At 66.0% G+C, this 22325-nt stretch carries 22 protein-coding genes and 1 tRNA gene; 8 read left to right on the forward strand and 15 right to left on the reverse strand.

The features are described 5' to 3' along the window. Positions 1-301 precede the first annotated feature (301 nt). From AC1RQG_RS22435 to AC1RQG_RS22445, 3 genes are all read right to left on the reverse strand, one after another. On the reverse strand, positions 302-2554 hold the full coding sequence (locus tag AC1RQG_RS22435; RefSeq protein ID WP_493134714.1) for a carboxy terminal-processing peptidase: 2253 nt from the start codon (positions 2552-2554) through the stop codon (positions 302-304). Positions 2555-2743: 189 nt separating this feature from the next. Next, complete coding sequence (locus AC1RQG_RS22440) at positions 2744-3289, reverse strand: hypothetical protein (protein WP_493134716.1); 546 nt, start codon at positions 3287-3289, stop codon at positions 2744-2746. A 90-nt stretch (positions 3290-3379) separates the two neighbouring features. After that, a complete protein-coding gene (locus tag AC1RQG_RS22445; RefSeq protein ID WP_493134718.1) occupies positions 3380-3931 on the reverse strand; it encodes a thymidine kinase in 552 nt (183 codons plus the stop codon). 153 nt (positions 3932-4084) lie between these two features. Between AC1RQG_RS22445 and AC1RQG_RS22450 the strand changes: the two genes are divergently transcribed. Continuing rightward, entirely contained in the window at positions 4085-5452 is a 1368-nt protein-coding gene (locus AC1RQG_RS22450; RefSeq protein WP_493134720.1) for a pyridoxal-phosphate dependent enzyme, read from the forward strand. Beyond that, on the forward strand, positions 5449-6633 hold the full coding sequence (locus AC1RQG_RS22455; protein ID WP_493134722.1) for a trans-sulfuration enzyme family protein: 1185 nt from the start codon (positions 5449-5451) through the stop codon (positions 6631-6633). Before AC1RQG_RS22450 ends, AC1RQG_RS22455 begins: the two co-directional genes overlap by 4 nt. 22 nt (positions 6634-6655) lie before the next feature. Here AC1RQG_RS22455 and AC1RQG_RS22460 read toward each other — a convergent pair whose 3' ends face one another. The 5 genes from AC1RQG_RS22460 to AC1RQG_RS22480 all read right to left on the reverse strand — a co-directional run bounded on the left by AC1RQG_RS22460 (position 6656) and on the right by AC1RQG_RS22480 (position 12725). After that, a complete protein-coding gene (locus tag AC1RQG_RS22460; protein ID WP_493134724.1) occupies positions 6656-7123 on the reverse strand; it encodes a YbaK/EbsC family protein in 468 nt (155 codons plus the stop codon). A gap of 82 nt (positions 7124-7205) precedes the next feature. Continuing rightward, positions 7206-9410 carry an acylase gene (locus tag AC1RQG_RS22465; RefSeq protein ID WP_493134726.1) on the reverse strand — a complete coding sequence of 735 codons (2205 nt, stop codon included), beginning with the start codon at positions 9408-9410 and terminating at the stop codon, positions 7206-7208. Between the two features lie 31 nt (positions 9411-9441). Next, positions 9442-10269 carry a hypothetical protein gene (locus AC1RQG_RS22470; RefSeq protein WP_493134728.1) on the reverse strand — a complete coding sequence of 276 codons (828 nt, stop codon included), beginning with the start codon at positions 10267-10269 and terminating at the stop codon, positions 9442-9444. A gap of 175 nt (positions 10270-10444) precedes the next feature. Beyond that, complete coding sequence (trhP, locus tag AC1RQG_RS22475; RefSeq protein WP_493134729.1) at positions 10445-11809, reverse strand: prephenate-dependent tRNA uridine(34) hydroxylase TrhP; 1365 nt, start codon at positions 11807-11809, stop codon at positions 10445-10447. A gap of 100 nt (positions 11810-11909) precedes the next feature. Continuing rightward, positions 11910-12725, reverse strand: coding sequence for a substrate-binding periplasmic protein (locus AC1RQG_RS22480; protein ID WP_493134730.1), 816 nt, complete (start codon positions 12723-12725; stop codon positions 11910-11912). Positions 12726-12889: 164 nt separating this feature from the next. Here AC1RQG_RS22480 and AC1RQG_RS22485 point away from each other — a divergent pair, with 164 nt between their 5' ends. Together AC1RQG_RS22485 and AC1RQG_RS22490 are read left to right on the forward strand one after the other, a co-directional pair. After that, positions 12890-13960, forward strand: a complete 1071-nt coding sequence (locus AC1RQG_RS22485) for a serine endopeptidase (RefSeq protein ID WP_493134731.1) — start codon at positions 12890-12892, stop codon at positions 13958-13960. A 134-nt stretch (positions 13961-14094) separates the two neighbouring features. Then, complete coding sequence (locus AC1RQG_RS22490) at positions 14095-14286, forward strand: hypothetical protein (RefSeq protein ID WP_493134732.1); 192 nt, start codon at positions 14095-14097, stop codon at positions 14284-14286. A gap of 63 nt (positions 14287-14349) precedes the next feature. Here AC1RQG_RS22490 and AC1RQG_RS22495 read toward each other — a convergent pair whose 3' ends face one another. Then, a complete protein-coding gene (locus AC1RQG_RS22495) occupies positions 14350-14862 on the reverse strand; it encodes a DUF2306 domain-containing protein (protein ID WP_493134734.1) in 513 nt (170 codons plus the stop codon). A 307-nt stretch (positions 14863-15169) separates the two neighbouring features. On the opposite strand from AC1RQG_RS22495, the gene AC1RQG_RS22500 reads away from it, so the two are divergent. Both AC1RQG_RS22500 and AC1RQG_RS22505 read left to right on the forward strand, forming a co-directional pair. Beyond that, entirely contained in the window at positions 15170-16903 is a 1734-nt protein-coding gene (locus AC1RQG_RS22500) for a DUF1800 domain-containing protein (protein WP_493134735.1), read from the forward strand. Positions 16904-16913: 10 nt separating this feature from the next. Continuing rightward, positions 16914-18314, forward strand: coding sequence for a DUF1501 domain-containing protein (locus AC1RQG_RS22505; protein ID WP_493134737.1), 1401 nt, complete (start codon positions 16914-16916; stop codon positions 18312-18314). Positions 18315-18408: 94 nt separating this feature from the next. Here AC1RQG_RS22505 and AC1RQG_RS22510 read toward each other — a convergent pair whose 3' ends face one another. After that, positions 18409-19065: an FxDxF family PEP-CTERM protein gene (locus AC1RQG_RS22510; RefSeq protein ID WP_493134738.1), complete on the reverse strand. Its 657-nt coding sequence runs from the start codon at positions 19063-19065 to the stop codon at positions 18409-18411. A 280-nt stretch (positions 19066-19345) separates the two neighbouring features. Between AC1RQG_RS22510 and AC1RQG_RS22515 the strand changes: the two genes are divergently transcribed. Both AC1RQG_RS22515 and AC1RQG_RS22520 read left to right on the forward strand, forming a co-directional pair. After that, a tRNA-Leu gene (locus AC1RQG_RS22515) sits at positions 19346-19432 on the forward strand. Between the two features lie 168 nt (positions 19433-19600). Further along, entirely contained in the window at positions 19601-20608 is a 1008-nt protein-coding gene (locus AC1RQG_RS22520) for a tyrosine-type recombinase/integrase (RefSeq protein ID WP_493134739.1), read from the forward strand. A gap of 8 nt (positions 20609-20616) precedes the next feature. On the opposite strand, the gene AC1RQG_RS22525 is transcribed toward AC1RQG_RS22520, so the two are convergent. The 5 genes from AC1RQG_RS22525 to AC1RQG_RS22545 are packed head-to-tail and all read right to left on the reverse strand — an operon-like array spanning position 20617 to position 22312. Further along, on the reverse strand, positions 20617-21099 hold the full coding sequence (locus AC1RQG_RS22525) for a hypothetical protein (RefSeq protein WP_493134741.1): 483 nt from the start codon (positions 21097-21099) through the stop codon (positions 20617-20619). Next, complete coding sequence (locus AC1RQG_RS22530; RefSeq protein ID WP_493134743.1) at positions 21096-21308, reverse strand: hypothetical protein; 213 nt, start codon at positions 21306-21308, stop codon at positions 21096-21098. The genes AC1RQG_RS22525 and AC1RQG_RS22530 overlap by 4 nt, the downstream gene beginning before the upstream one ends. Continuing rightward, positions 21305-21889 carry a glycoside hydrolase family 73 protein gene (locus tag AC1RQG_RS22535; protein ID WP_493134745.1) on the reverse strand — a complete coding sequence of 195 codons (585 nt, stop codon included), beginning with the start codon at positions 21887-21889 and terminating at the stop codon, positions 21305-21307. Before AC1RQG_RS22535 ends, AC1RQG_RS22530 begins: the two co-directional genes overlap by 4 nt. Positions 21890-21893: 4 nt before the next feature. Then, positions 21894-22085, reverse strand: a complete 192-nt coding sequence (locus AC1RQG_RS22540; protein ID WP_493134746.1) for a hypothetical protein — start codon at positions 22083-22085, stop codon at positions 21894-21896. Then, on the reverse strand, positions 22085-22312 hold the full coding sequence (locus AC1RQG_RS22545) for a hypothetical protein (protein ID WP_493134748.1): 228 nt from the start codon (positions 22310-22312) through the stop codon (positions 22085-22087). The genes AC1RQG_RS22540 and AC1RQG_RS22545 overlap by 1 nt, the downstream gene beginning before the upstream one ends. Between the last annotated feature and the right edge of the window lie 13 nt (positions 22313-22325).

Consider the following 22325-nt stretch of genomic DNA (forward strand, 5'->3'; position numbering starts at 1 on the left):
GCTCTCTCCAAGACTTGGGTGCTTAGTCTTGGACAAACGTTCCCAGGGGAAGTTCAACACTTAATGGGGACATAGCCAAAAAAAAAGCCCGCTACGGGAGCGGGCTGAATCTATTTCCTTGGAGGAGAATAGAGGAGACAGGTGAATGATGCTGCATTGCGCAAACTTAATCCAATTTAAGTTTGTGATGAGAGAAATTTCCCAAACGCATAACTCCTGACCGCCTGGCAAAATTTAAACCGGGGTCAGGTCATGCCGGCGCGCAATTTGCGCGATGGCATGACCTGACCCCGGTTTTGGGTTACTTGTTGGCTTCCATGGCGTAGGGCAGCACGCGCGATGCCATGCGGGTGTCCGTCTTCAGCAATCCGACCTCGTCGGCCAGGATGTGCACGGCCTCGTTCAGCAACACGTCCTTGGCCGCCTTGGCCGCCTTTTCCGCGTCCAGCTCGGCCGACAAGGCCCGTTCGTCCGCCTGCAGGCCGTCATCCGTGCGCAGCGCGCCCTTCACGGCCGCCACCTTGGCCCCGGCCTTGCCGCCGGCCTGCTTGACCAACGCCTGTTGCCTCAGCAGTTCCTTGGGATCGGGCACCAGCACCGGGTCGTCGCCACCGGGCACGGCCGCCACCGCCAGCCGCGATTCGCGCAGCTTGGCGCGCGCTTCCTGGGCGTCACGCTCCTTGCGGCGCACGGTCTCGTTGAGCGAGATCAGGTTGTCCTTGCGCTGCTTTTTGACCAGGTTGATGTCTTCCTGCAGGTACTGGAAGTCCTTGTCCTTGGCCACGCGCGCCTCGTGCTTCTTGTCCAGCAGCGGCACGATCTCCTTCAGCTCGCCAGCCGGGATGTAGGTGGCCGGACGGATCGACGTCCACGGCAAGGCGTTGTCGTAGCTCGATTCGCCGAAACTGTCGGAGTCGGCCATCACGGGCAGCTTGATGTCGGGCGTGACACCGCGCAGCTGGGTGGTGCCACCGTTGATGCGGAAGAACTGCGCCACCGTCATCTTCAATTCGCCCAGCCGGGCCTTGTCGCCCTGGGCGAAGCGGTCCAGGTTGATCAGCTGCTGCACCGTGCCCTTGCCGAAGCTCGGTTCGCCGATGATGATGCCACGGCCGTAATCCTGGATGGCGGCGGCGAAGATCTCGGACGCCGAGGCCGAGCCACGGTTGATCAGCACGCCCACCGGGCCATCCCAGGCCAGGCCGGGATTGGTGTCGCTCTCGACCTCGATGCGGCCTTCGGCGTTGCGCTGCTGCACCACGGGGCCACGGTCGATGAACAGGCCGGTCAGCTCCACCGCCTCGTTCAGCGAGCCGCCGCCATTGCCGCGCAGGTCGATCAGCACGTTGTCCACCTTATCCTTCTTCAGCTCGCCCAACAGGCGGGCCACATCGCGCGTGGCGCTCTTGAAGTTGGGGTCGCCCTTGCGGCGCGCCTCGAAGTCCTGGTAGAACGTGGGCAGCGAAATCACGCCCACGCGGCGCTTGGCCGTGCCGTCACGCACTTCGAGGATCGATTTCTTGGCCGACTGCTCCTCCATGCTGATCTTCTTGCGCACCAGCGACAGCGACACGTGCTTGCCGTCCGGTCCGGCGTCGGCCGGCAGCACGTCGAGCCGCACGGTGGAATCCTTGGGACCACGGATCAGGGCCACCACGTCGTCGATGCGCCAGCCCAGCACGTCCGTCATGGGCGAGTTCTCGTCCTTGGCCACGGCCAGGATGCGGTCGCCGACCTTGATCTTGCCCGACAGCCCGGCCGGGCTGCCCGGCACCACCTCGCGCACCACCGTGTATTCGTCGCGCGTCTGCAGCACGCAGCCGATGCCCTCCAGCGACAGGCGCATGGCGATGTCGAAGTTCTCCGACGCGCGCGGGCCCAGGTAGTTGGTGTGCGGCTCGATCGACATGGCGTAGGCGTTCATGAAGATCTGGAACACGTCTTCATTGTTGAGCTTGCGCGAGCGGCTCAGGTAGTTCTCGTAGCGCTTGTCGAGCGTCTCGCGGATCGCCTTGTCGTCCTTGCCGGCCAGTTTCAGGCGCAGCCAGTCGTTCTTCACACGCTTGCGCCACAGTTCCTTGATCTCGGCGTCCGTCTTGACCCAGTCCGCCTTCTCGCGGTCGTACTGGTAGCTTTCATCGACGCTGAAATCGAATTTGGTCTTGAGCAATTCACGGGCGTAATTGATGCGCTCGTTGAAACGTTGCTGGTACAGGTTGTAGATGGCGAACGGCACGCTCAGGTTCTCGCCGTTGATGGCGTCGTCGAGCCGGGTGCGCGAACCGGCGAACTGGTCCAGGTCGGGCTGCGTGAAGAACAGCTTCTCCCCGTCCAGCGACTTGAAATAACGGTCGAAGATCTTTTCCGACATGGCGTCGTCGAGCGGGACGGCCTTGTAGTGGTAGCGCGACAGCACGCGCGAAGCCCACAACGCCGCCTGCGTCTGCTGCGGCAGGGGTTTCAGCTGGGCGTCGCCCATTTTCTCCGTCTGCGCCGACACGGCGCTCAGCGATACGGACATGGCCAGCGCGACCAACAACATGTGCTTCTTCATCGGCTTACTCCGAACTTTGATGTGTGCATGAAACTGCGCACGGGACTACCGGCGCATGGAACGACGGGGTTGCGGCATTTTTTTCCGCTTCAATTCTACAGGATAGCATCTGCCGCACGACTCGTCGCCGCACAGTTTCCGCGCCAAGGCTTAAGCTTAACTGAAGACGACGCCCCTTGGCGCGCCGCATTATCCCCATGCCTGGGCCCACTGGCGCCATGCCAGCCACAGCGCGGCCGTGATCAGCAGGTAGGGCCAGGAGCGCAGGGCGATCTTCCAGTCCACTTTCGAGGGCCAGCAAGCGAGGAATTGGGGCGCGACCGCGAACGCCAGCGCCAGGTCCAGCCACTGGAAATGCCAGCCGGGCCGCGTGCGCCAGGCCGCCACCAGCACCGGCAGCAGCACCACCAGGAACGGCGCCAGCGCGGCCGGCGCGGCGTTGTACCAGCGCACGCGCGTCAGCAGCACGGAACCGAGCTCCCAGCCCTGCCCCACCCGGCGCGGGATGATGGTGAACGAGCCGGGCCGGGCGCCCGTCAACAGGCCGATGCTGAAATGGGCCAGCTCATGACAGGCCGTGCCGGCCGCCGTGAACACGAAAAAGACCGGATGGCGGGCCGACAACGAGCGGATCAGCAGCGCCAGCAGCACCGACGGGGCCAGATACAGCAGCATGTCGCCATGGCGGCACAGCCAGGCCGGCGCCAGCGCGCCGCAGCTGAGCAGGCTAGCCATGGCGGACTCCGATGGTGCTCATCGCGCAATGTCCACGCTTAATGTCCACGCTGAATGTCCACGCTGAATGTCCACGCTGGATCTCAACACCTATTCGGCGTAGAAACAGCGGCCGCAAGCCTGGCGGTAACTTTCATTGCCGCCGATACTGATCTGCTCGCCCTCCTTGATGCGCTTGCCATGCTCATCGACGCGGATGTTCATCGTCGCCTTCTTGCCGCAAGTGCAGATGTTCTTCAGTTCTTCGATATCGTCGGCCAGGGCCAGCAGGTAGGCCGAGCCGGGGAACGGCTCACCCAGGAAATCCGTGCGCAAGCCATAGCAGATCACGGGCACGCCGCGGGTCTGGGCCAGCTGGTGCAGTTGCCGCACCTGGCGCGGCGACAGGAACTGCGATTCGTCGATCAGCAGGCAGGCCACCTTGGGAATGCCGGCCAGGAAGTCCGTGTCCGCCGTGAACACCTCCACCTCGCGCTGGGGGCCCAGACGCGACGTGACCCGGCCCACGCCATAGCGGTCGTCGATGGCCGCCGTGTAGAGCCGCACCTGCTGCCCCTGTTCCTCGTAGTTATGCGCCACTTGCAACATTGCCGTGGATTTGCCCGCGTTCATCGCGGAGTACCGGAAATAAAGTTTTGCCACTGCTGCCTTTGCCTCTGCCTTTGCCCATGTTCTTGCGCCTTGCCGGCTGGCCGATTATAAACCGCCGTCCGCCAAAAAAGCGCATACTTGTCGCACTGGCACCGCGTCCAGCGCGGCCAGCTCGCATCAACCAATCCGGGATTGGGAGCGTCCATGCAAACACCCGCCCTGTTCAGTCTGATCGGCAACACGCCGCTGGTGCAGATCACCCGGCTCGACACCGGACCCTGCCAGCTGTTCCTCAAGCTGGAATCGCAGAACCCCGGCGGCTCGATCAAGGACCGCATCGGCCTGGCCATGGTGCAGGAGGCCGAGGCGGACGGCCGGTTGCGCCCCGGCGGCACCATCGTCGAGGCCACCGCCGGCAACACGGGCCTGGGCCTGGCGCTCGTGGGCCGGCTCAAAGGCTACCGCGTGCTGCTGGTGGTGCCCGACAAGATGTCGCCGGAGAAGGTGCTGCACCTGAAGGCGCTGGGCGCCGAGGTGCGCACCACCCGCTCCGACGTGGCCAAGGGCCACCCCGACTATTACCAGGACTACGCGGCCCGGCTGGCCGGCGAGCTGCCCGGCGCCTGGTTCGCCGACCAGTTCAACAACCCGGCCAACCCGCGCGCGCACGAGACCACCACCGGCCCGGAAATCTGGGACCAGACGGGCCACGATGTGGACGCCATCGTCGTCGGCGTCGGCTCCTCGGGCACGTTGACGGGGCTCACGCGCTACTTCCGGCGCGTGCACCCGCAACTGGAATTCGTGCTGGCCGACCCCAAGGGCTCCATCCTGGCCGACTACGTGCGCACCGGCCGCGCCAGCGACACCAGCGGCTCGTGGGCGGTGGAAGGCATCGGCGAGGACTTCGTGCCCGCCATCGCCGACCTGAGCGCCGTGCGGCTGGCCTACACCATCGACGACCAGGAAAGCTTCGCCAGCGCGCGCGCCCTGCTGCGGGCCGAGGGCATCCTGGGCGGCTCGTCCACCGGCACGCTGTTCGCCGCCGCGCTGCGCTACTGCCGCGCCCAGAGCAAGCCCAGACGCGTGGTCAGCTTCGTGTGCGACACCGGCACGCGCTACCTGTCCAAGCTGTACAACGACGGCTGGATGCACGACCAGGGCTTGCTGCCGCGCGTGCCCACCAACGACCTGCGCGACCTGATCGGCCGGCGATACGACGAGGACGAGGTGGTCAGCGTGGCGCCCACCGACAGCCTGCTGGTGGCCTTCAACCGCATGCGCAGCGCCGACCTGGCGCAACTGCCCGTGATCGACGGGGGCCGCCTGGTGGGCATCATCGACGAATCGGACCTGCTGCTGAAGGTGGACGACGACCCCGCGCACTTCGCCGCCCCCGTGGGCGAGACCATGAGCGCGCGCGTGGAGACGCTGTCGCCCACGGCCGGCCTGCACGCGGTGCGCGCCACGCTGGACCGGGGACTGACGGCCGTGGTGGCCGACGGCGGCGTGTTCTACGGCCTGATCACCCGCTTCGACCTGCTCAACCACCTGCGCAGGAAGCTGTCATGAGCGGGCCCGATAACTCGCGGCCGCCAGCGCTGGCCACGCGCGTGATCCACGCCGGGCAGGCTCCCGACCCGTCCACGGGCGCCATCATGCCGCCCATTTACGCCACCTCCACCTACGTGCAGGACAGCCCCGGCGTGCACAAGGGGCTCGACTATGGCCGCTCGCACAACCCCACGCGCTGGGCGCTGGAGCGCTGCGTGGCCGACCTCGAGGGCGGCGCGCAGGGCTACGCCTTCGCCTCCGGCCTGGCCGCCATCTCCACCGTGCTGGAACTGGCCGACGCCGGCGCCCACATCGTGGCCGGCGACGACATGTACGGCGGCACCTACCGCCTGTTCGAACAGGTGCGCCGGCGCAGCGCCGGCCACCAGTTCAGCTACGTGGACCTGACCCGGCCCGACTGCCTGCTGGCCGCGCTGCGCCCGGAGACGCGCATGGTGTGGGTGGAGACGCCGACCAATCCCATGCTCAAGCTGGCCGACTTGCAGACCGTGGCCGAAATCTGCCGCGTGCGCGGCATCATCGCCGTGGCCGACAACACCTTCGCCAGCCCCATGGTGCAGCGGCCGCTGGAATTCGGCTTCGACATCGTGGTCCACTCGACCACCAAGTACCTGAACGGGCATTCCGACATCATCGGCGGCATGGCCGTGGTGGCGGGCGAGGCGCACCAGCACGCGTGGCGCGAACAACTGACCTTCCTGCAGAACGCGGTGGGCGCCATCGCCGGCCCGTTCGACAGCTTCCTGGCGCTGCGCGGCGTGAAGACGCTGGCGCTGCGCATGGAACGCCACTGCGCCAGCGCGCTGGAACTGGCGCAGTGGCTGGAAGCGCAGCCGGAGGTGCGGCGCGTGTACTACCCCGGCCTGGCGTCGCACCCGCAGCACGAACTGGCGCAGCGCCAGATGGCCGGCTTTGGCGGCATCATCTCGATCGACCTGAAGACGGATATGGCCGGGGCGCGGCGCTTCCTCGAAAGCTGCCGCCTGTTCGCGCTGGCCGAGAGCCTGGGCGGCGTGGAGAGCCTGATCGAACACCCGGCCCTGATGACCCACGCCACCATCCCGCTGGCGCAGCGCGCGGCGCTGGGCATCAGCGACAGCCTGATACGGCTGTCGGTGGGGATCGAGGATGTGGACGACTTGCGGCGCGACCTGCGCACCGCGCTCGACGCGATCTGATTGGCGGCACCTAATTGCGCAATTACGATCTGGCCTGGCAGACGTCGACCCAGTCGCCGGCCGTGATGTCGGCCATCTGCTGCGGCGACATGCGCACGGCCGTGTGCACGCCGCCGGCGGCCGGCATCACTTCGTCGTACGTGCGCAGCGACGTGTCGAGATACACGGGCAGCGGCTGCGCCAGCCCGAACGGACACACCCCGCCGACCGGATGGCCGGTCAGCGCCACCACCTCCTCGGCCGGCAGCATCTTGCCCTTGCCCAGCGCGTCCTTGAACTTCTTGTTGTCGATGCGCGCGTCGCCGGCCGCCACCAGCACGATGGCGCGGCCGTCGCCGAGCCGGAACGCCAGCGTCTTGGCGATGCGGCCCGGCTCCACGCCGTGCGCCTCGGCCGCCAGCGCCACGGTGGCCGTGCTCACTTCCAGTTCGATGATGGGTATATCCAGCTGGCGGGCCGCGAAAAAGGCCCGTACCGATTCCAAACTCATTAGCTGTTCCTTATGGCCACCTCCGTCGTCCCCGCGCAGGCGGGAACGACGGAATTTGGGGTTAACTTATGTTCTTATGATATTACTGGCCCGGATGGTAGCGCCGTTCCAGGTTCTTCTCCACGTCTTCGCGGTAGAACAGCACGTCCTTGAATTCGCCGCGCGCGTACATGGCCGCCTGGTCGTTGAAGTGCGGCGAGGCCGGGTCGCCGCTTTCGCCGCCGGCCAGGATGCTGCGCGCCTTGATGCGCGGACCGAACTCCACGGCCGCCACGAAGCTGTTGCCACGCTCGCCGTAGATGCGCCGGGTGTTGGCCTTGGACGTCATCCCGAACGCGGCCAGCGAACCCCAGTTGGCCGACGCGAACGCCACCGGCAGACTCGGTTTGCTGTCGTCGAACGGCTGCACGATGTCGCCCGTCAGGCGCTGGAAGCGGTTGATCTCGCCCCACGGCGTCTGCCAGCGGCCGAAGTCGGCGGCCAGCTTGTCGGAGGCGCGCGCCAGCGCCGTCAGCCGGTCCATCGGCGTGATGGCGTTGGCGACGTAGTCGAGCACCAGCACCTCGCGCGCGTGCGCGGCCGGACCGAACGTGTCGGCCAGGTTCTGGGCCCAGAAGATCGCCAGCGAGGTGGGCACGGAATCGAGCCCGAAGCGCATGTCCCAGCCGCGCAAGGCCGCGATCTGCGGCGCCAGCCTGGCCTTCAGCGGCACCTCGGCCGGCAGGCTGTCGTAGTCCTGGAACAGCTTGGGCAGCAATGGCTCGAAGGCCGTCAACTGGCTGTCGTAGGCCTTCGCGATCAGGCCGTCGATGGTGAGGTCCTTGGCGTCCTTGAGCACGCGCACGGCATGGATGCCGCGCGCATTCTCGGGATTGACCGACATGTAGGCCGGGTAATCGCGCTGGCGCGGGCTGTAGGCGCCGGCCGCCGTGAACGGCCAGTTGTTGGTGTTCTGGATCCAGCCGTTCTTCGGGTTGAACAGCGTGATGGTGTCCTTGACCTCGTGCAGGCCTTTCCACTCGGTGGCCGGGTCGCTGCCATCGACCGGGTGGGTGAAGTCGAAGCGGGTGTCGCGCACGGGGATGAAATTGCCGTGGAAGTAGGCGATATTGCCGTCCGCGTCCGCATACACGGTGTTGTTGGACGAGTTGGTCCGCAACCGCATCACCTTGTAGAAGGCGGCGTAGTCGCGCGCCTTGGTGCGGCTGAACGATTGCGTGAGCGCGCGCATCGGATCGTTCATCAGGCGCACGGCCACCCACTTGCCGCCGGCCTCGCGCACGATGGGGCCGTGGTGGCTGTAATAGACGGTGACGACCTTCTTCGCCATGCCGTCCGCCGTCTTGTACGGCAGCGTGATGTCGACCGCCTTCAATGGCCGCAGCTCCTTGCCGTACTTGTAGAAATAGCGGCCATCCTTTTCCGTCACCGTCTCCAGGTATTCGTCGATCACGTCGCCGCCGCCGGACGTGTGCATCCAGCCCAGCCGGTCGTTGAAGCCCTGGTAGACGAAGAACTGGCCCCACGTCACGGCGCCGTAGGCGTTCAGGCCTTCATCGCTGCTCACGTGCACTTCGGGCCGGAAGTAGAACGAGGTGTGGGGATTGATCAGCAACAGCGCATGGCCGTCGCGGGTCAGACGCGGCGCGATGGCGAAGCCGTTCGAGCCGGCCGGTTCCTGATCGAGGTCGCTGCCCGCGTAGGCCAGCGGCACGTCGGCGCGCTTGCCGTAGAACCGTTCCAGCTGCGTCAGGTCCACGTCCTCGATGTCGCCGCCGATGCTGCCCTCGCTGAAACTGAGCGCCATCCACGGCTCGAAGCGCGTCAGCAACAGCGGCCGCACCTGCGGGTGGGTGTACAGGTAGTAGTTCAGGCCATCGGCCCAGGCGTTCATCAGCTTCTTCAGCCATGCCGGGCTGGCCGCGTACTGGCCCTTCAACTGGGCCGGGTTGATGAACAGCTTCATGCGCAGGTCGCGGTACAGTTCCGCCTCGCCGCGCACCTCGGCCAAGCGCCCCATGGCGTTGATGAAGTTGAGCTCGACCCGGTTGAAATCGTCCTCGGCCTGGGCGTACATCATGCCGAACACGGCGTCGGCGTCGGTCTTGCCGTAGATGTGCGGGATGCCCCACTTGTCGCGCAGGATATCGACGCGGCGCGCCGTGCCCTGCCAGCGCGCAGTGTCGGCCGGGGACACGGTGGCCATGGCGGCGGCGGGCGGCGCGGCCAGCGCGGCGCCGACCGGCATGGCGCACAACATGGCGAACAGGGCATGGCGTTTCAGCATGGGCAAGCCTCCACAGGGCGGTTGGACTGGTTCAGGACGCGTCGATCAACGCCGCGATGCGTTCCTGCAGCGCCGCGTTCTCGGCCTTCAGGGCCGCGTTGCGCTGTTTGAGGGTGGCGATTTCGGCGCGTAGCTGCTCGACTTCCGACAGCGGTTCCTCGCCCTCCTTCGCCTCTTTGGGCGGGCGCATGGCCGCGCGCAGTTCGCGCACCTCCTTGGCGGCCTGCTGCAACTGCTTCTTGCCGCCGGCCACGGCGGCCACCTGCGCCGCTTCCGGCAGCGAGGCCACGGTGGCGGCGGCGTTGATGGAGATGGTGCCGGAGCGGACCGCCTCCACCAGTTCCGGCGTGGCCGTCTTCTGGATCTTTTCGATCTGGCTGATGGTGTTGCTGCTCAGACGCGCGGCGCGCGCGATGTCCTCGCGCGAGGCCAGCGGCATGGCGGCCGGTTTGGCTGCCTTGGCGGGCGCGTCGTCCGTCTCTGGCGGCGCGATGGCCGCGTCCTCGGCGGCCGCCAAGGCCGCCAGCTCGGCCGCACGCTCGGCCATGATCTCCTTCTTGCGCAGGGCCAGCACGCCGCGCTGGAAATCCGACACGCTGCGCCGGCCCAGGTGGTTGTCGATCATCCACAGCTTGACGTCGTCCAGGCTCTTGAAGCTGGTGTTCTCGGTGACCTTGAACGGCACGCCGTGCTGCTGGCAGATTTGATAACGGTTGTGGCCATCCACGAGCACGTCGCCCCACAGCACGAGCGCGTCGCGGCAACCTTCGACCAGGATGCTGCGCTCGAGCGCCGCATATTCCGCCTCGGTCAACGGATCGATGTAACTACGCAGTACATCGTTGATTTTAATTTGCATGTTCCATCCTTGAATTGCTGGCACGGCCATGGCCGTCCCGCATGCTACACCATCCGGGTGGCGCCTGCCAAAGCGGCGCCGGCCCGCCATATGGATGGCGGGCCGGGCGAATTCAAGGTGACAAACCGCAAACCAGGGTCAGACCCCTCGGGGTCAGACCCTGGTTCCGCGGCGGTTACAGCATGCGCGCCAGCAGCGCCTTGTCGTAGCGCGCGTCGAGCGCGATGCGCACGCGGTGGCCGCTGCCGGGTGCCGCCTCCATCGGGGCGCCGTCCAGCGACTGGATCTGCTCCACGCGCACCAGCGTGTTGCCGCCCGGGTGCAGCACTTCGAGCTCGTCGCCGACGGCGAAGCGGTTCTTGACGTCCACCTCGGCCCAGCCGTCGCGCACGCCCTGCACGTCGCCCACGTACTGGCTGCGGTGCAGTTCGGACGCGCCGGCCATGTAGTTCTGGTGGTCCTGCGTGTGGTGGCGCTGGTAGAAGCCGTCCGTGTAGCCACGGTTGGCCAGGCCCTGCAACTGGCCCAGCAAGTCCATGTTGAACGGCCGGCCGGCCACGGCGTCGTCGATGGCGGTGCGGTACACCTGGGCCGTGCGGGCCGCGTAGTACAGCGACTTGGTGCGCCCTTCGATCTTGAGCGAATCGACGCCGATCTTGACCAGCCGCTCCACGTGCTCGACGGCCCGCAGATCCTTGGAGTTCATGATGTAGGTGCCGTGTTCATCCTCGATGATCGGCATCAACTGGCCGGGGCGCTCGGCCTCCTCGATCATGTACGGCCGGTCGGCCAGCGGGTGGCGTTCCATGTCGCCCATGGACGAGAACGAGGAGTTGGCTTCCTCCAGCGCCTGCCGGTAATTGAGGCTGATGCTCTCGACGGGGATGCGGGCCAGGTCGCCGCTGGCGTCCTCGGCCGCGTTCATCACCTTGTAATCCCAGCGGCAGGAATTGGTGCACGTGCCCTGGTTGGGGTCGCGATGGTTGAAATAGCCCGACAGCAGGCAGCGGCCCGAGTAGGCGATGCACAGCGCGCCGTGCACGAACACTTCCAGCTCCATGTCCGGGCAGCGCTGGCGGATCTCCTCGATCTCGTCGAGCGACAGTTCGCGCGACAGGATCACGCGCGTCAGGCCCATGCGCTGCCAGAACTTGACGTCGGCCCAGTTGACGGCGTTGGCCTGCACCGACAGGTGGATCGGCACCTCGGGCCACTGGTCGCGCACCATCATGATCAGGCCGGGGTCGGCCATGATCAGCGCGTCGGGCTTCATGGCGATCACCGGCTCCATGTCGCGCAGATAGGTCTTGAGCTTGGCGTTGTGGGCGAAGATATTGCTGGCGACGAAGAACTGCTTGCCGCGCGCGTGGGCCTGCTCGATGCCCAGCGCCAGCACTTCCTGGCGCGAGAATTCGTTGTTGCGCACCCGCAGGCTGTAGCGCGGCGCGCCCGCGTACACGGCGTCGGCGCCGAAGTCGAAGGCGGCGTGCATCTTGGCCAGCGAACCGGCGGGCAGGAGGAGTTCTGGAGCGCGAAGCATAGTGGCTTTCAAAAACGGAAAAAACCGAGCATTCTATGCGCGCCGCGCGCGCCGTGGCCGGCGCAATGCACGCATCTTGATATCGCGCAAAGTGTGGTATTTAATGCAATAATGGAGCATGGCGCGCCGCCGTCGGCGCCGGATCGGGGTCGCTGATCGCGTAACGCTGCAGCAGGCGCGCATAGTCGCCCGACTGTTTCATCTGCACCAGCGCCGCGTCGAGCTGATGCGCGATCTCATGGGCACCCGGCAGTCTGGCCGAGAACCCGACCACCAGCGGCAGGTAGTGCTCCAGGCAACCGCTCTGGCGCACCGCATGCTTCTCGCCCAGTTGGGCCAGCAAGTGCTGCATCACCGTCTCATGCTCGAGCACGACGTCGTAGCGGCCGTACAGCAGCTTGCGGATGTTCTTCACGCCCGCGTCTTCGCCGTAATTGAACTCGACCAGACTATGATTGTGCCGTTCCCTGGCCAGATAGGCATCCATGGGGCCGTCGTCGTAGCCGTAATCGGCGATCACGCCCAGCTGTTGCCGGGCCAGCGAGGTCTGGCCCTGGTAATGCCAGGAACTCACGCTGCGCGTGTAGAAACAGGCGCGCGACCGGATCAGCGGCGCGGTCATGACGAGCCGCCTGTCGATTGCTGGCGCGTACAGCCCGTCGATCTGCCCGCCCAGCACGAGGGCGAGGGCGCGGTTGAGCGGCATCAGCAGCGGCGTCACCGGCAGACCGGCCAATTCCAGCGCCCTGGCGGTGGCATCGACCAGGAAGCCGGAGGTGATGGCGCGACCGTCGCTGCCCACGCAAATGTAGGGACACCAGTCGTCGGACGCGATGCGCAGCGGCGCGGCGGCGCGGGCCGGCCCCATGAACACCAGCGCCAGCGCACCAGCCGCCATCCACATCCAGGACCGCATCCGCCCTCCTCCCGGCGCCATGGCCGTTCTTCCGGCACCTGCGGTTTATCATGCCATCGGCCACCGGCGCCCGCAAGCGGCGGCCAGTGCTGTCCACAAATCGCCACGCCGGCGTTTCCACAATGCTACTATTGGTGGTATCACCATGCCGCCGCGGAGATTCCATGAGCAAGACCTTGCGCCGTTCCCAGACCTGGTTCCAGCGCGCCTTGTGGCTGGTCGCTTTCGTGTTCGCCTGGTTCCTGATCGGCCTCGGTGGCAAGCTGGTCGACAACCTTGGCGGCGCCGAGCCCATCCCTACGCTGGAACAGCTGATCGACGCCGGCCAGGCGGCGCAGGTGCGCGCCGACCAGGAGCGCGCCGACAAGGTGATCGCCACGGCCAACGACGCGCTGGCCCAGGCCCGCCAGCAGCACCAGGTGGCGCAAGCGAACACGCACGCGGCGGCCGAGACGTTCCAGAACTGGCTGGCCACGCGCCGCGCCACGGCCCGCCCGGATCAGGATCCCGACCTGGTCGCGCGCACGCGCGAACTCGATCGGTTGAAGGCGGCCGAGCGGCAGGCCCTGGCCGCCGTGCAGCAGCAACAGCAGGTATTGCTGGATGCGCAACAGCAACGCCAGCACGCCGACCTGCGGCGCCAGGCACTCGAAAAACCGGCGCACGATGCGCTGGAACGGGCCATGCAGCGGCGCGAGCTGCACATCTTCCTGTACCGCCTGATGCTGACGGCGCCGCTGCTGGCCGTGGCCGGCTGGCTGTACGCGAAACAGCGCAAGAGCGCCTACTGGCCGTTCGTGTGGGGCTTCATCATCTTCGCCGGCTTCGCCTTCTTCGTCGAGCTGGTGCCCTACCTGCCCAGCTACGGCGGCTATGTGCGCTATCTGGTCGGCATTGTGCTGACGGTCATGATCGGACGCCAGGCCATCGTCGGCCTGCAACGCTACCTGGCCCGCCAGCAGCAACAGGAAGCGCTGCCCGAAGACGAACGCCGCGCCACGCTCAATTACGAGCTGGCGCTGAAGCGGCTCGGCCATGGCCTGTGCCCCGGCTGCGAGCGCAGCGTGGACTTGAAGGACACGACGCTCGACTACTGCCCCCATTGCGGCATCGGCCTGTTCGACCATTGCGGCCGCTGCAAGGTGCGCAAGAACGCCTTCCTCAACTTCTGCCAGCTGTGCGGCACGCCGGCCCGGCCCCACGGCACGGGCGGCCAGGGCCAGCCCCACGCCTGATCATTGCATCAAGCAAGTAAGTGTCGTTTTAATGATGCAAATATGACGGGTTTGACAAGGCACAGTAAACTTTTTGAATCACAACATAGTAAAATGACACCCTCGCGCAACGCGTATCCGCCAACGAGGCCATCATGGACAATGCACACCCTCCCCGCAGCAACACTGAAATGGCCAGCATCGTGGACCAGGCCATCGCGCTCGACGCGCGCATGGGCGCGGCCAATGCCTGGGTATTCATGGAATCGGCGCAGGTGCCGCTGCCGGTGGTGAAACGCGTGCTCGGCATGCCGGCCCAGCGGCGCAGCGCCGGCCGCGCCAACTGACAGGTCGCCGCGCATCGGCCACGGCCAGGCGCCACCGGCGCGCCTTGGGCCGGCAACGACAAGTCACTGCCGCGCCGTCGGCTGCTGGTCGTAGATGCGCGACGTCGGCATGCCGGGCGCCGTGCGGCCCCAGAAATACGCCAACGTCATCAGGAACACCAGCAACGCCAATCCCTGCGTGTAGACGAGCGGGAAATGGCGCGTCTCCAGTCCGTGCACGCGGGTAAAAATCTCATGGATCAGGGCCGCCGTCAGCTGATAGTAGCTGAACAACATGGCGCTCAGGTGGATGCGCAGCCAGTGGCGGCGCGGCGCCTGCATGCAAGCACAATAGAACGCCAGCGCCAGACACCCCAGTGAAACGAGGGCAAACACGTGGAACAAGTGGAAGGCGCCCAGCTTGTGGATGCCCAGCGCGCTGAGATTGGCGAGCGCCGCCGCGTACAGGTACTGGCGTCCGGCCCGCTTGTGCGCCCGCTCGCCCTTGGGCTCGGACAGCACCAGCGCGCCGGCGCCCAATGCGTACAGGGACGCCAGCGTGTGCAGCCAGCCGATCGCGCTCAAGTGCAATGCCATACCGCCCGTCTCCCTCGCCGTGTCCCGCCACCGCAGTTCGCCCTTGCCGCCGGGCGCCGAATGTTTCAAGCAGATTAACGCCAGCCGCCGCTTCTGTATAGCATCGTCCGCCTCGCCACCCGCCGCTGGTGTTGCTTGCGAGATACAGCAAGCCGGGCCCGCGCCAGCGCCCCGCCAGCCGAGCCGTGCGCGTGTGTAACAGGCGTGTAACACCGCTGAGCAAGGCCGGAAAACTGGTATATATTTTTCCTGGCAAACATCACGTCGCCGTCGCGCAGTCCCGCTTTCCGTTCGATGAGGGCCAGCCATGCCAGCTTCCACGTCCACACCTCCCGCGCCGCCGGCGCCGGCCAGCGGCGGCGCCAGCGCCGCCGATGCGGCTACCGCCACCACTGCCACCATCGCCTTGACGGCGGCCACGCTGCTGTCGGCCTGCGGCGGCGCCAGCCCCGGCGCCGCCGACAGCGCCAGCCCGCGCGCCAGCGTGCTCGGCACCGTCACCCGCGCCGACGCCATCAGCGACGCCGAGGCGGCGCGCTTCCTGGCCCAGGCCGCCATGGGCTGCGAACGGACGCAGATCGCCAGCGTCCAGCAACTCGGCTATGAAGGCTGGCTGGCGGCGCAGTTCGCCCTGCCCGCCTCCGGCACCCGCTGGGACTGGCTGGTGGCCAAGGGCTACAACGCCAGCACCAACAAGAACTCGGAAGCGGGCTTCGACGCGGCCGCCTGGCGCAAGCTGATCGCCGCGCCCGACACGCTGCGCCAGCGCGTCACGCTGGCCCTGTCCGAGATCATCGTGGTCGCCATCGACGGCCTGGTCGGGCTGGGCTGGCGCGCGTTCTCGGCCGCCGCCTGGCTCGACCTGCTCGAAGCGCATGCGTTCGGCAATTACCGCGCGCTGCTGGGCGCCGTGTCCACCAGCGTGGCCATGGGCCAGTTCCTCACTTTCCGGGGCAACAGCAAGGCCAATCCCGCCACCGGCTCCCATCCGGACGAGAATTACGCGCGCGAGCTGATGCAGCTGTTCACCATCGGCCTGGTCCAACTGAACGGCGACGGCACGCCCAAACTGGCCGATGGCGCGCCCGTCTACACCTACGGGCCGGACGACGTGAGCGGCCTGGCCCGCATCTTCACCGGCTGGGACGTGGATCTGGCCGGCACCAGCACGGCCACGCCGGACTTCATCCGCCGCCCCATGCGCCAGTACCCGGCCCGCCACGAGAGCGGCGCCTCGACCTTCCTTGGCCACACGGTGCCGTCCGGCCTGAGCGGCGCCGACGCCCTGCAGGCCGCGCTCGACATCATCCACGCCCATCCCAACGTGGGTCCGTTCATCGGTCGCCAGCTGATCCAGCGCCTCGTCACCAGCAACCCCAGCCCGGCCTACGTGGCGCGGGTGGCCGCCGCCTTCAACGACGACGGCCAACACGTGCGCGGCAACCTGCGGGCCGTCCTCAAGGCCGTGCTGCTCGATCCCGAGGCGCGGGCCGGCATGTCCGGCGCCACCACGGCCGAAGGCAAGCTGCGCGAACCGATCCTGCGCCTCACCGGCTGGGCGCGCGGCTGCAAGGCCAGCTCGGCCACCGACAGCTGGGGCATCGGCAACACCAGCAACCCGGCCACCCGGCTTGGCCAGAGTCCGCTGCGCTCGCCCACCGTGTTCAACTTCTTCCGTCCCGGCTACGTGCCGCCCAACAGCGGCATCGCCGCCGCCGGGCTGGTGGCGCCGGAATTCCAGATCGCCAACGAGTCATCGGTGATCGGCTACCTCAATTTCATGCAGCGCGTGGTCGCCGTGGGCGTGGGCGACGTGCTGCCCGACTACAGCGCCTGGCTGCCGCTGGCCGACAACGCCGGCGCCCTGCTGGCCGAACTGAACACGGTGCTGGCCGCCGGCCAGATCGGCAGCGCCAGCCAGACCTTGATGCTCGGCGCGCTCAACGCCATGCCGTCCGGCAGCGACGCCCGGCGCCTGAACCGCGTGCGCACCGCCGTGCTGCTGGTGCTGGCCGCGCCCGAGTTCCTGGTGCTGAAATAAGGAGGCCGACATGACCCGCGATCACACGCTCAACGCCTCCCGGCGCGCCTTTCTGCAACGGGCCTCGGCCCTGTCCGTGGCCGGCGCCGCCACCCCGTGGCTGCTCAACCTGGCCGCCATGGCCGAGGCGGCCGCCGCCACGGCCAATGACTACAAGGCCATCGTCTGCGTCTTCCTGTACGGTGGCAATGACTACGGCAACACGCTGGTGCCGTATGACAGCGCCAACTACAACGCCTATTACAACCTGCGCCCCGGCCTCGCCTACAGCCGCGCCAGCCTCGATGGCACGGTGCTGGCGCCCGTGGCCGCGCCCGTCGACGCGGGCGGCTTCCAGCGCCAGTACGCGCTGGCGCCGGAACTGGCGCCGCTGCTGCCGCTATTCAACGCCGGCAAGCTGGGCGTGCTGCTCAACGTGGGCACGCTGGTGCAACCGACCACCAAGCTGCAATACACGAACAAAAGCGTGCCGCTGCCGCCCAAGCTGTTCTCGCACAACGACCAGCAATCGTTCTGGCAAGCGTCGGCGCCGGAAGGGGCCATGTCGGGCTGGGGCGGACGGATGGGGGACTTGTTCGTCTCGGGCAATGGCAATGCGACCTTCACCTGCGTCAACGTGTCGGGCAACGCCGTCTTCCTGTCGGGCAACACGGCGGTGCAATACCAGATCACGGCCGACGGCCCGGTGCCGCTCGGTGCCCTGCAAAAGCCGCTGTACGGTTCGGCGGCCGCCAGCAGCGCGCTGCAAGCGCTGATGACCCAGCCCGGCGTCCACCTGTTCGAGCAGGAGTACGCGCGCGTGACCCGCCGCGCGCTGGACGCGAACAGCGTGCTCAGCGCCGCGCTGGCCAGCGGCCCGGCCATCAGCACGCCCTTCCCCGCCAACAATGACCTGGGCAGCCAGTTGCACATGGTGGCCAGGATGATCGCCAGCGCCGGCGCGATCGGCGCACGGCGCCAGGTGTTCTTCGTCTCGCTGGGCGGCTTCGACAACCACGACGGCCTGAACACGGTCCACCCCGGCCTGCTGACCAGCGTGGCCGAAGCCATGGCCGCCTTCCACGCGGCCACGGTCGAACTGGGCGTGGCCGGCAACGTGACGGCGTTCACCGCATCCGACTTCGGCCGCACGCTGACGGTCAACAACGATGGCTCCGACCACGGCTGGGGCAGCATGCACTTCGTGCTCGGCGGCGCCGTCAACGGCCAGCGCTACTACGGGGTGCCGCCCGCCGTCGCCAGCGACGGGCCGGACGACGTGGGCCAGGGCCGATTGCTGCCCACCACCTCGGTCGACCAGTACGCGGCCACCCTGGGTAGCTGGATGGGCGTGGCCGACAGCGATTTGCTCGCCATGCTGCCCAACCTGAAGAATTACCTGCCATCGACCCGCAATCTGGGCTTTGTCTGAATCGCCAGCGCGCAAAACAAAACGCCCCGTGCGGGCGCAGGGGGCGTCTTGTGAAGCGTGGCGGTGACGGCGCTCGGCCGTCCGCCGGCACGGCTTATTGCTGCTTGCGGCGGCGGGCCATGAAACCGGCCAGACCCAGGCCGGCCAGCAGCATGGCGTAGGTTTCAGGTTCCGGCACCGCGCTCACCTGCTGGTCGCGGGCGAAGATGGTCAGGTTGGAGAAGCCCGGCACCTGGCCGCCGTTGTTGTACCAGTTGATCGCCCACGTGCCGCCATTGCCAAGCGGCGAGCTGGTCAGCACCTGATTGTCGAAGAGGAACGCGCCGCTGCGGTTGGCCGCGTGCAGGGCGAACACCAGGTCGACCGTGACCGGCTTGCTGACGGTGATCGTCCAGGTGCCCTTCTTGGCGCTGGCGCCTGGGGTCTCGGTGAAATTGATCTTGTAGTCGACGCCGCCGAACGTGGCGGACGAGGTCGCGGAGGCGACGCTGGAACCCGTCACCTTGCTCAGCAGCGACCAGCCGTTGCCGAAGTTGTCGGTGAAACCGCCAGTGTTACCGTTCGGACCTTGAGCTGGATTGACGGTGGCGATATCGCAACCATCGGCAATGTCGCCGCCCAGGGTGACGTCGTTACGGGACGCGGTATGCACGGAAACGCCGGTGCAAGCGAGGTTGATCGCCATCGCAGGCGCGCCAGCCGTGCACAGGCCGGCGAGGAGGAAGGTGCCAAGGAGTGCTTTTACTTTCATGGAGTTGCCCTTTTTATTGAGTGCCTTGCTTAAATCACCGGAAAACCAGATATCCGCACCAACGCGCTCCAATGTACCGAACGCGTCACGCAGCCGAGAATTCTTAATTCAGGTTAAGAGATTACCAGAACAGCAACGGATAGTAAATAACTGCAACATAAATAGCATTTTGATATCCAAGCCGTGCCGGCAGGGCGGCCGCAACAGAGACGGCGCGGTGCCGAACAGGCAGGGAAAACTGGTGATTTTGACTATGCCTGTGCTAGAATCTCGCCTCGCTGCCCGGATGGTGAAACTGGTAGACACTGGAGACTTAAAATCTCCCGCTCGTAAGGGCGTGCCGGTTCGATTCCGGCTCCGGGCACCAGCGAACAATTTGAGCAAGGCCAGAAAAAGCCATTAAACCAAGTAAAATCAACGGTTTAGTGGCTTTTTACTTTCTGCATAAACACGACAAAAGGCGACTAAAACCGATAAAAACGCCGATTCATTACGCCAGATTTACGCCATAATTACGCCATCAATGGAGATATGAATGGCAACATATAGAAAGCGATCCGGCGGCTGGCGAGCGGAGATTGCGGTAAAGGACGTGCGGGAGTCGAGGACGTTCAGCACGAAGGCGGAAGCGGTGGCGTGGGCGACGGAGCGCGAGACGGAGATCAGGCGCGGCGCGGGCCTGGGGATTGTACTTGGGAAGACCTGCGGCGATGCGTTCGACCGCTATCTAGAGGAAGTGTCACCGCACAAGCGCGGGCATCGGTGGGAGGTATTGAGGCTCAAGGCCGTTGGAGAGTCCGTCGTCAACGGGCGCGCCATCAAGGACGCGCCGCTTCAGGAAATGACGCCGGAGATACTTGGCGCGTGGCGGGATGCGCGAATGACGGGCGAGAACAAGGTATCCGGGGCGACGGTGAGCCGCGACCTGAATCTGCTGTCACACGTGTTCAGCACGGCGCGGAAGGAATGGAAGTGGATCGCGGCCAGCCCGACAACGGACGTTAGGCGGCCAAAGGCGGCGCAAGGGCGCGACAGGATTCCTACCGACGACGAGATCGAGCGACTGAGCAACGCGCTGGGCTTCGATGGCGGCGCCGTGACGAACAAGAGCCAGGCGGTAGCCGTGGCCTACCTGTTTGCGATCGAGACGGCAATGCGGGCCGGCGAGATATGCGGCTTGCTTCCAGAGTGGGTATCGGGTGCTGTGGCGCGCCTGCCGGCCTCGATCAACAAGAACGAGACGAAGCGGGACGTGCCGCTATCGAAGCGTGCGGTCGAACTGCTTGCGCTGCTGCCGAAGGTTGAAAGCGGGCCGCTGTTCGGGCTCACGACGGCCACGCTCGACGCCTTATTCCGCAAGGCGCGGGACCGGGCATGCATCGAGAACCTGACGTTCCACGACAGCCGGCATGCGGCCATCACGCGGCTGGCGAAGAAGTTGAACGTACTCGACTTGGCGCGGATGGTCGGGCACAAGGATTTGCGCATGTTGCAGATTTATTACAACGAGAGCGCGGAGGAAATGGCGGCGCGGCTGGATTGACGGACGCCCTACTTCTTTCCTGCCTGCGCCGGCCACGCCTCGATCAAGGTTTGCTTTTCGGAATTGAGTCGCTCAGCTTCTTCTGCCAGTCCTGCGCGTCTTGCTGCGCACTCTGCAAAAACGACCCCGTAGGCACTGGTGATCGAACGTAGGGCATCGGCGGAATAGCTGGACATGCTGCTGCTGATACCGGCAACTGTGTCCCGCAGCCCGACAGAAGCAGTAGCGTTGGAAGCAGCAAGGCTGCGGATAGTTTGCTCACGTTGATTCCCCTTGGTGATTGCGTCATCGCGCTGGGCGCGCAGTTCATTTTCGCGCAGGCGTGCGGCTTCCTTTGCCTCGGCCAGCTTCTGGGCATACTCGGCGCGTACCTCATTGCGGCCGATGTCTCGCTCATGCTCCAGAAACTCATGGACTCCGAAGCAGATGCCGGCTATGAGCGCCAGGGCTGCCATGAATTCGGCAACCCGGATATAGGCCAGCGGATTCATTTGTCGGCCAGCGCTTTGTTGGTCTTGAAGCGGAGCAGCACGTTGATGACGACGACCGAGATCACCGCATACTTGACTACCTCGGGCGTCAGGTACTGCTGCGCGAACGGGATGTTTTCCTTGATGGTGTCGCCCAGACCAAGCACCGCGCCGACGACGGCGTTAAACCAGATGGTCAGGGATTTCCATGCGTTTTTGATGTGGTTCATTTTGAGCCTTTCTTGCTGAAGATGGAGGAGATCAGGCCGAAGATCGCGGACAGGATGCTCGGTGGTTGCGTGTGGACTTCCGGCGCTGGTGGCGCCGCTGGTGCTGGTGCTGCGTCCGGCGCCGGATCGGCATCGTATTGCGCCATATCGTGCGAGCGCATGGTGGCGATCAGCTTGTCGGCATAGTCTGGATCGGTGGCGTAGCCGGCGGCGGCCACTGCGCGGGCCCATGCTTCGCCACCGGCCGCATTGAAGCAGGCGGCATAGCGCGGATTGGTCTTGAAGAACCGGGCCCGGTCGTCCATGCAGGCTTGCCAGTCTGGATACATGCGCCAGCGCGCCGGCTGCAGCACGTCTTTGCCGTCGACATGCTCGGTGCTAGCCATTTCCCACCATGGCCCGGTCCACGACTTGTCGGCCTTGATGTTGAACAGGTTGCGGGCGTTGGCCGCCGTCTTGCTGGTGCCCCAGCCAGATTCCAGCGCGGCCTGAGCCAGCGTGAAGCTGGCCGGGATGCCGGTGGTCTTGGCGCTGGCGCGCGCGGCCGGCGCCAGCATGGTAATGAAGTCGTCAGGTTTCATGTGGTCAGTCTCTTTTCCCTGTCCGCTTGCGCTCACGGCGCGCGCGCATTGGCTCGGAGTGGTAAAACTGGAATGCAATCCAGGCGATAGACGCGGCTGCAGCCATCGGCGGGAGTGCACTGGCAATCCATCCGGCGATTGTGTAGACGGCGGTCAGCAGTGACAGCGTTTCCAGCAGGTGTTTGATGTTGTGCATCACTTCCCCTCGTCGGCAGGCATGTATGCCTTGCGGTTGTTGAAGGATGCCTCGCAGTGATTCGGCCCCCAATAAGAAAACAGCCAGTCGATGACTGGCCGCGCGGTTTTGTAGGGCTGGAACTCTCGCAATCGCCAGCAGCGAGAGCTGATCGATTCATCGGCATAGCCGCCGAGGAGAGTGTTCAGGAACTGGTCAAAGGCAATGGCGATTTGCTTGATCTTCATGCGCTCTCCGGTC

This window comes from Rugamonas sp. GW822-FHT03B10 (genome assembly GCF_058801745.1).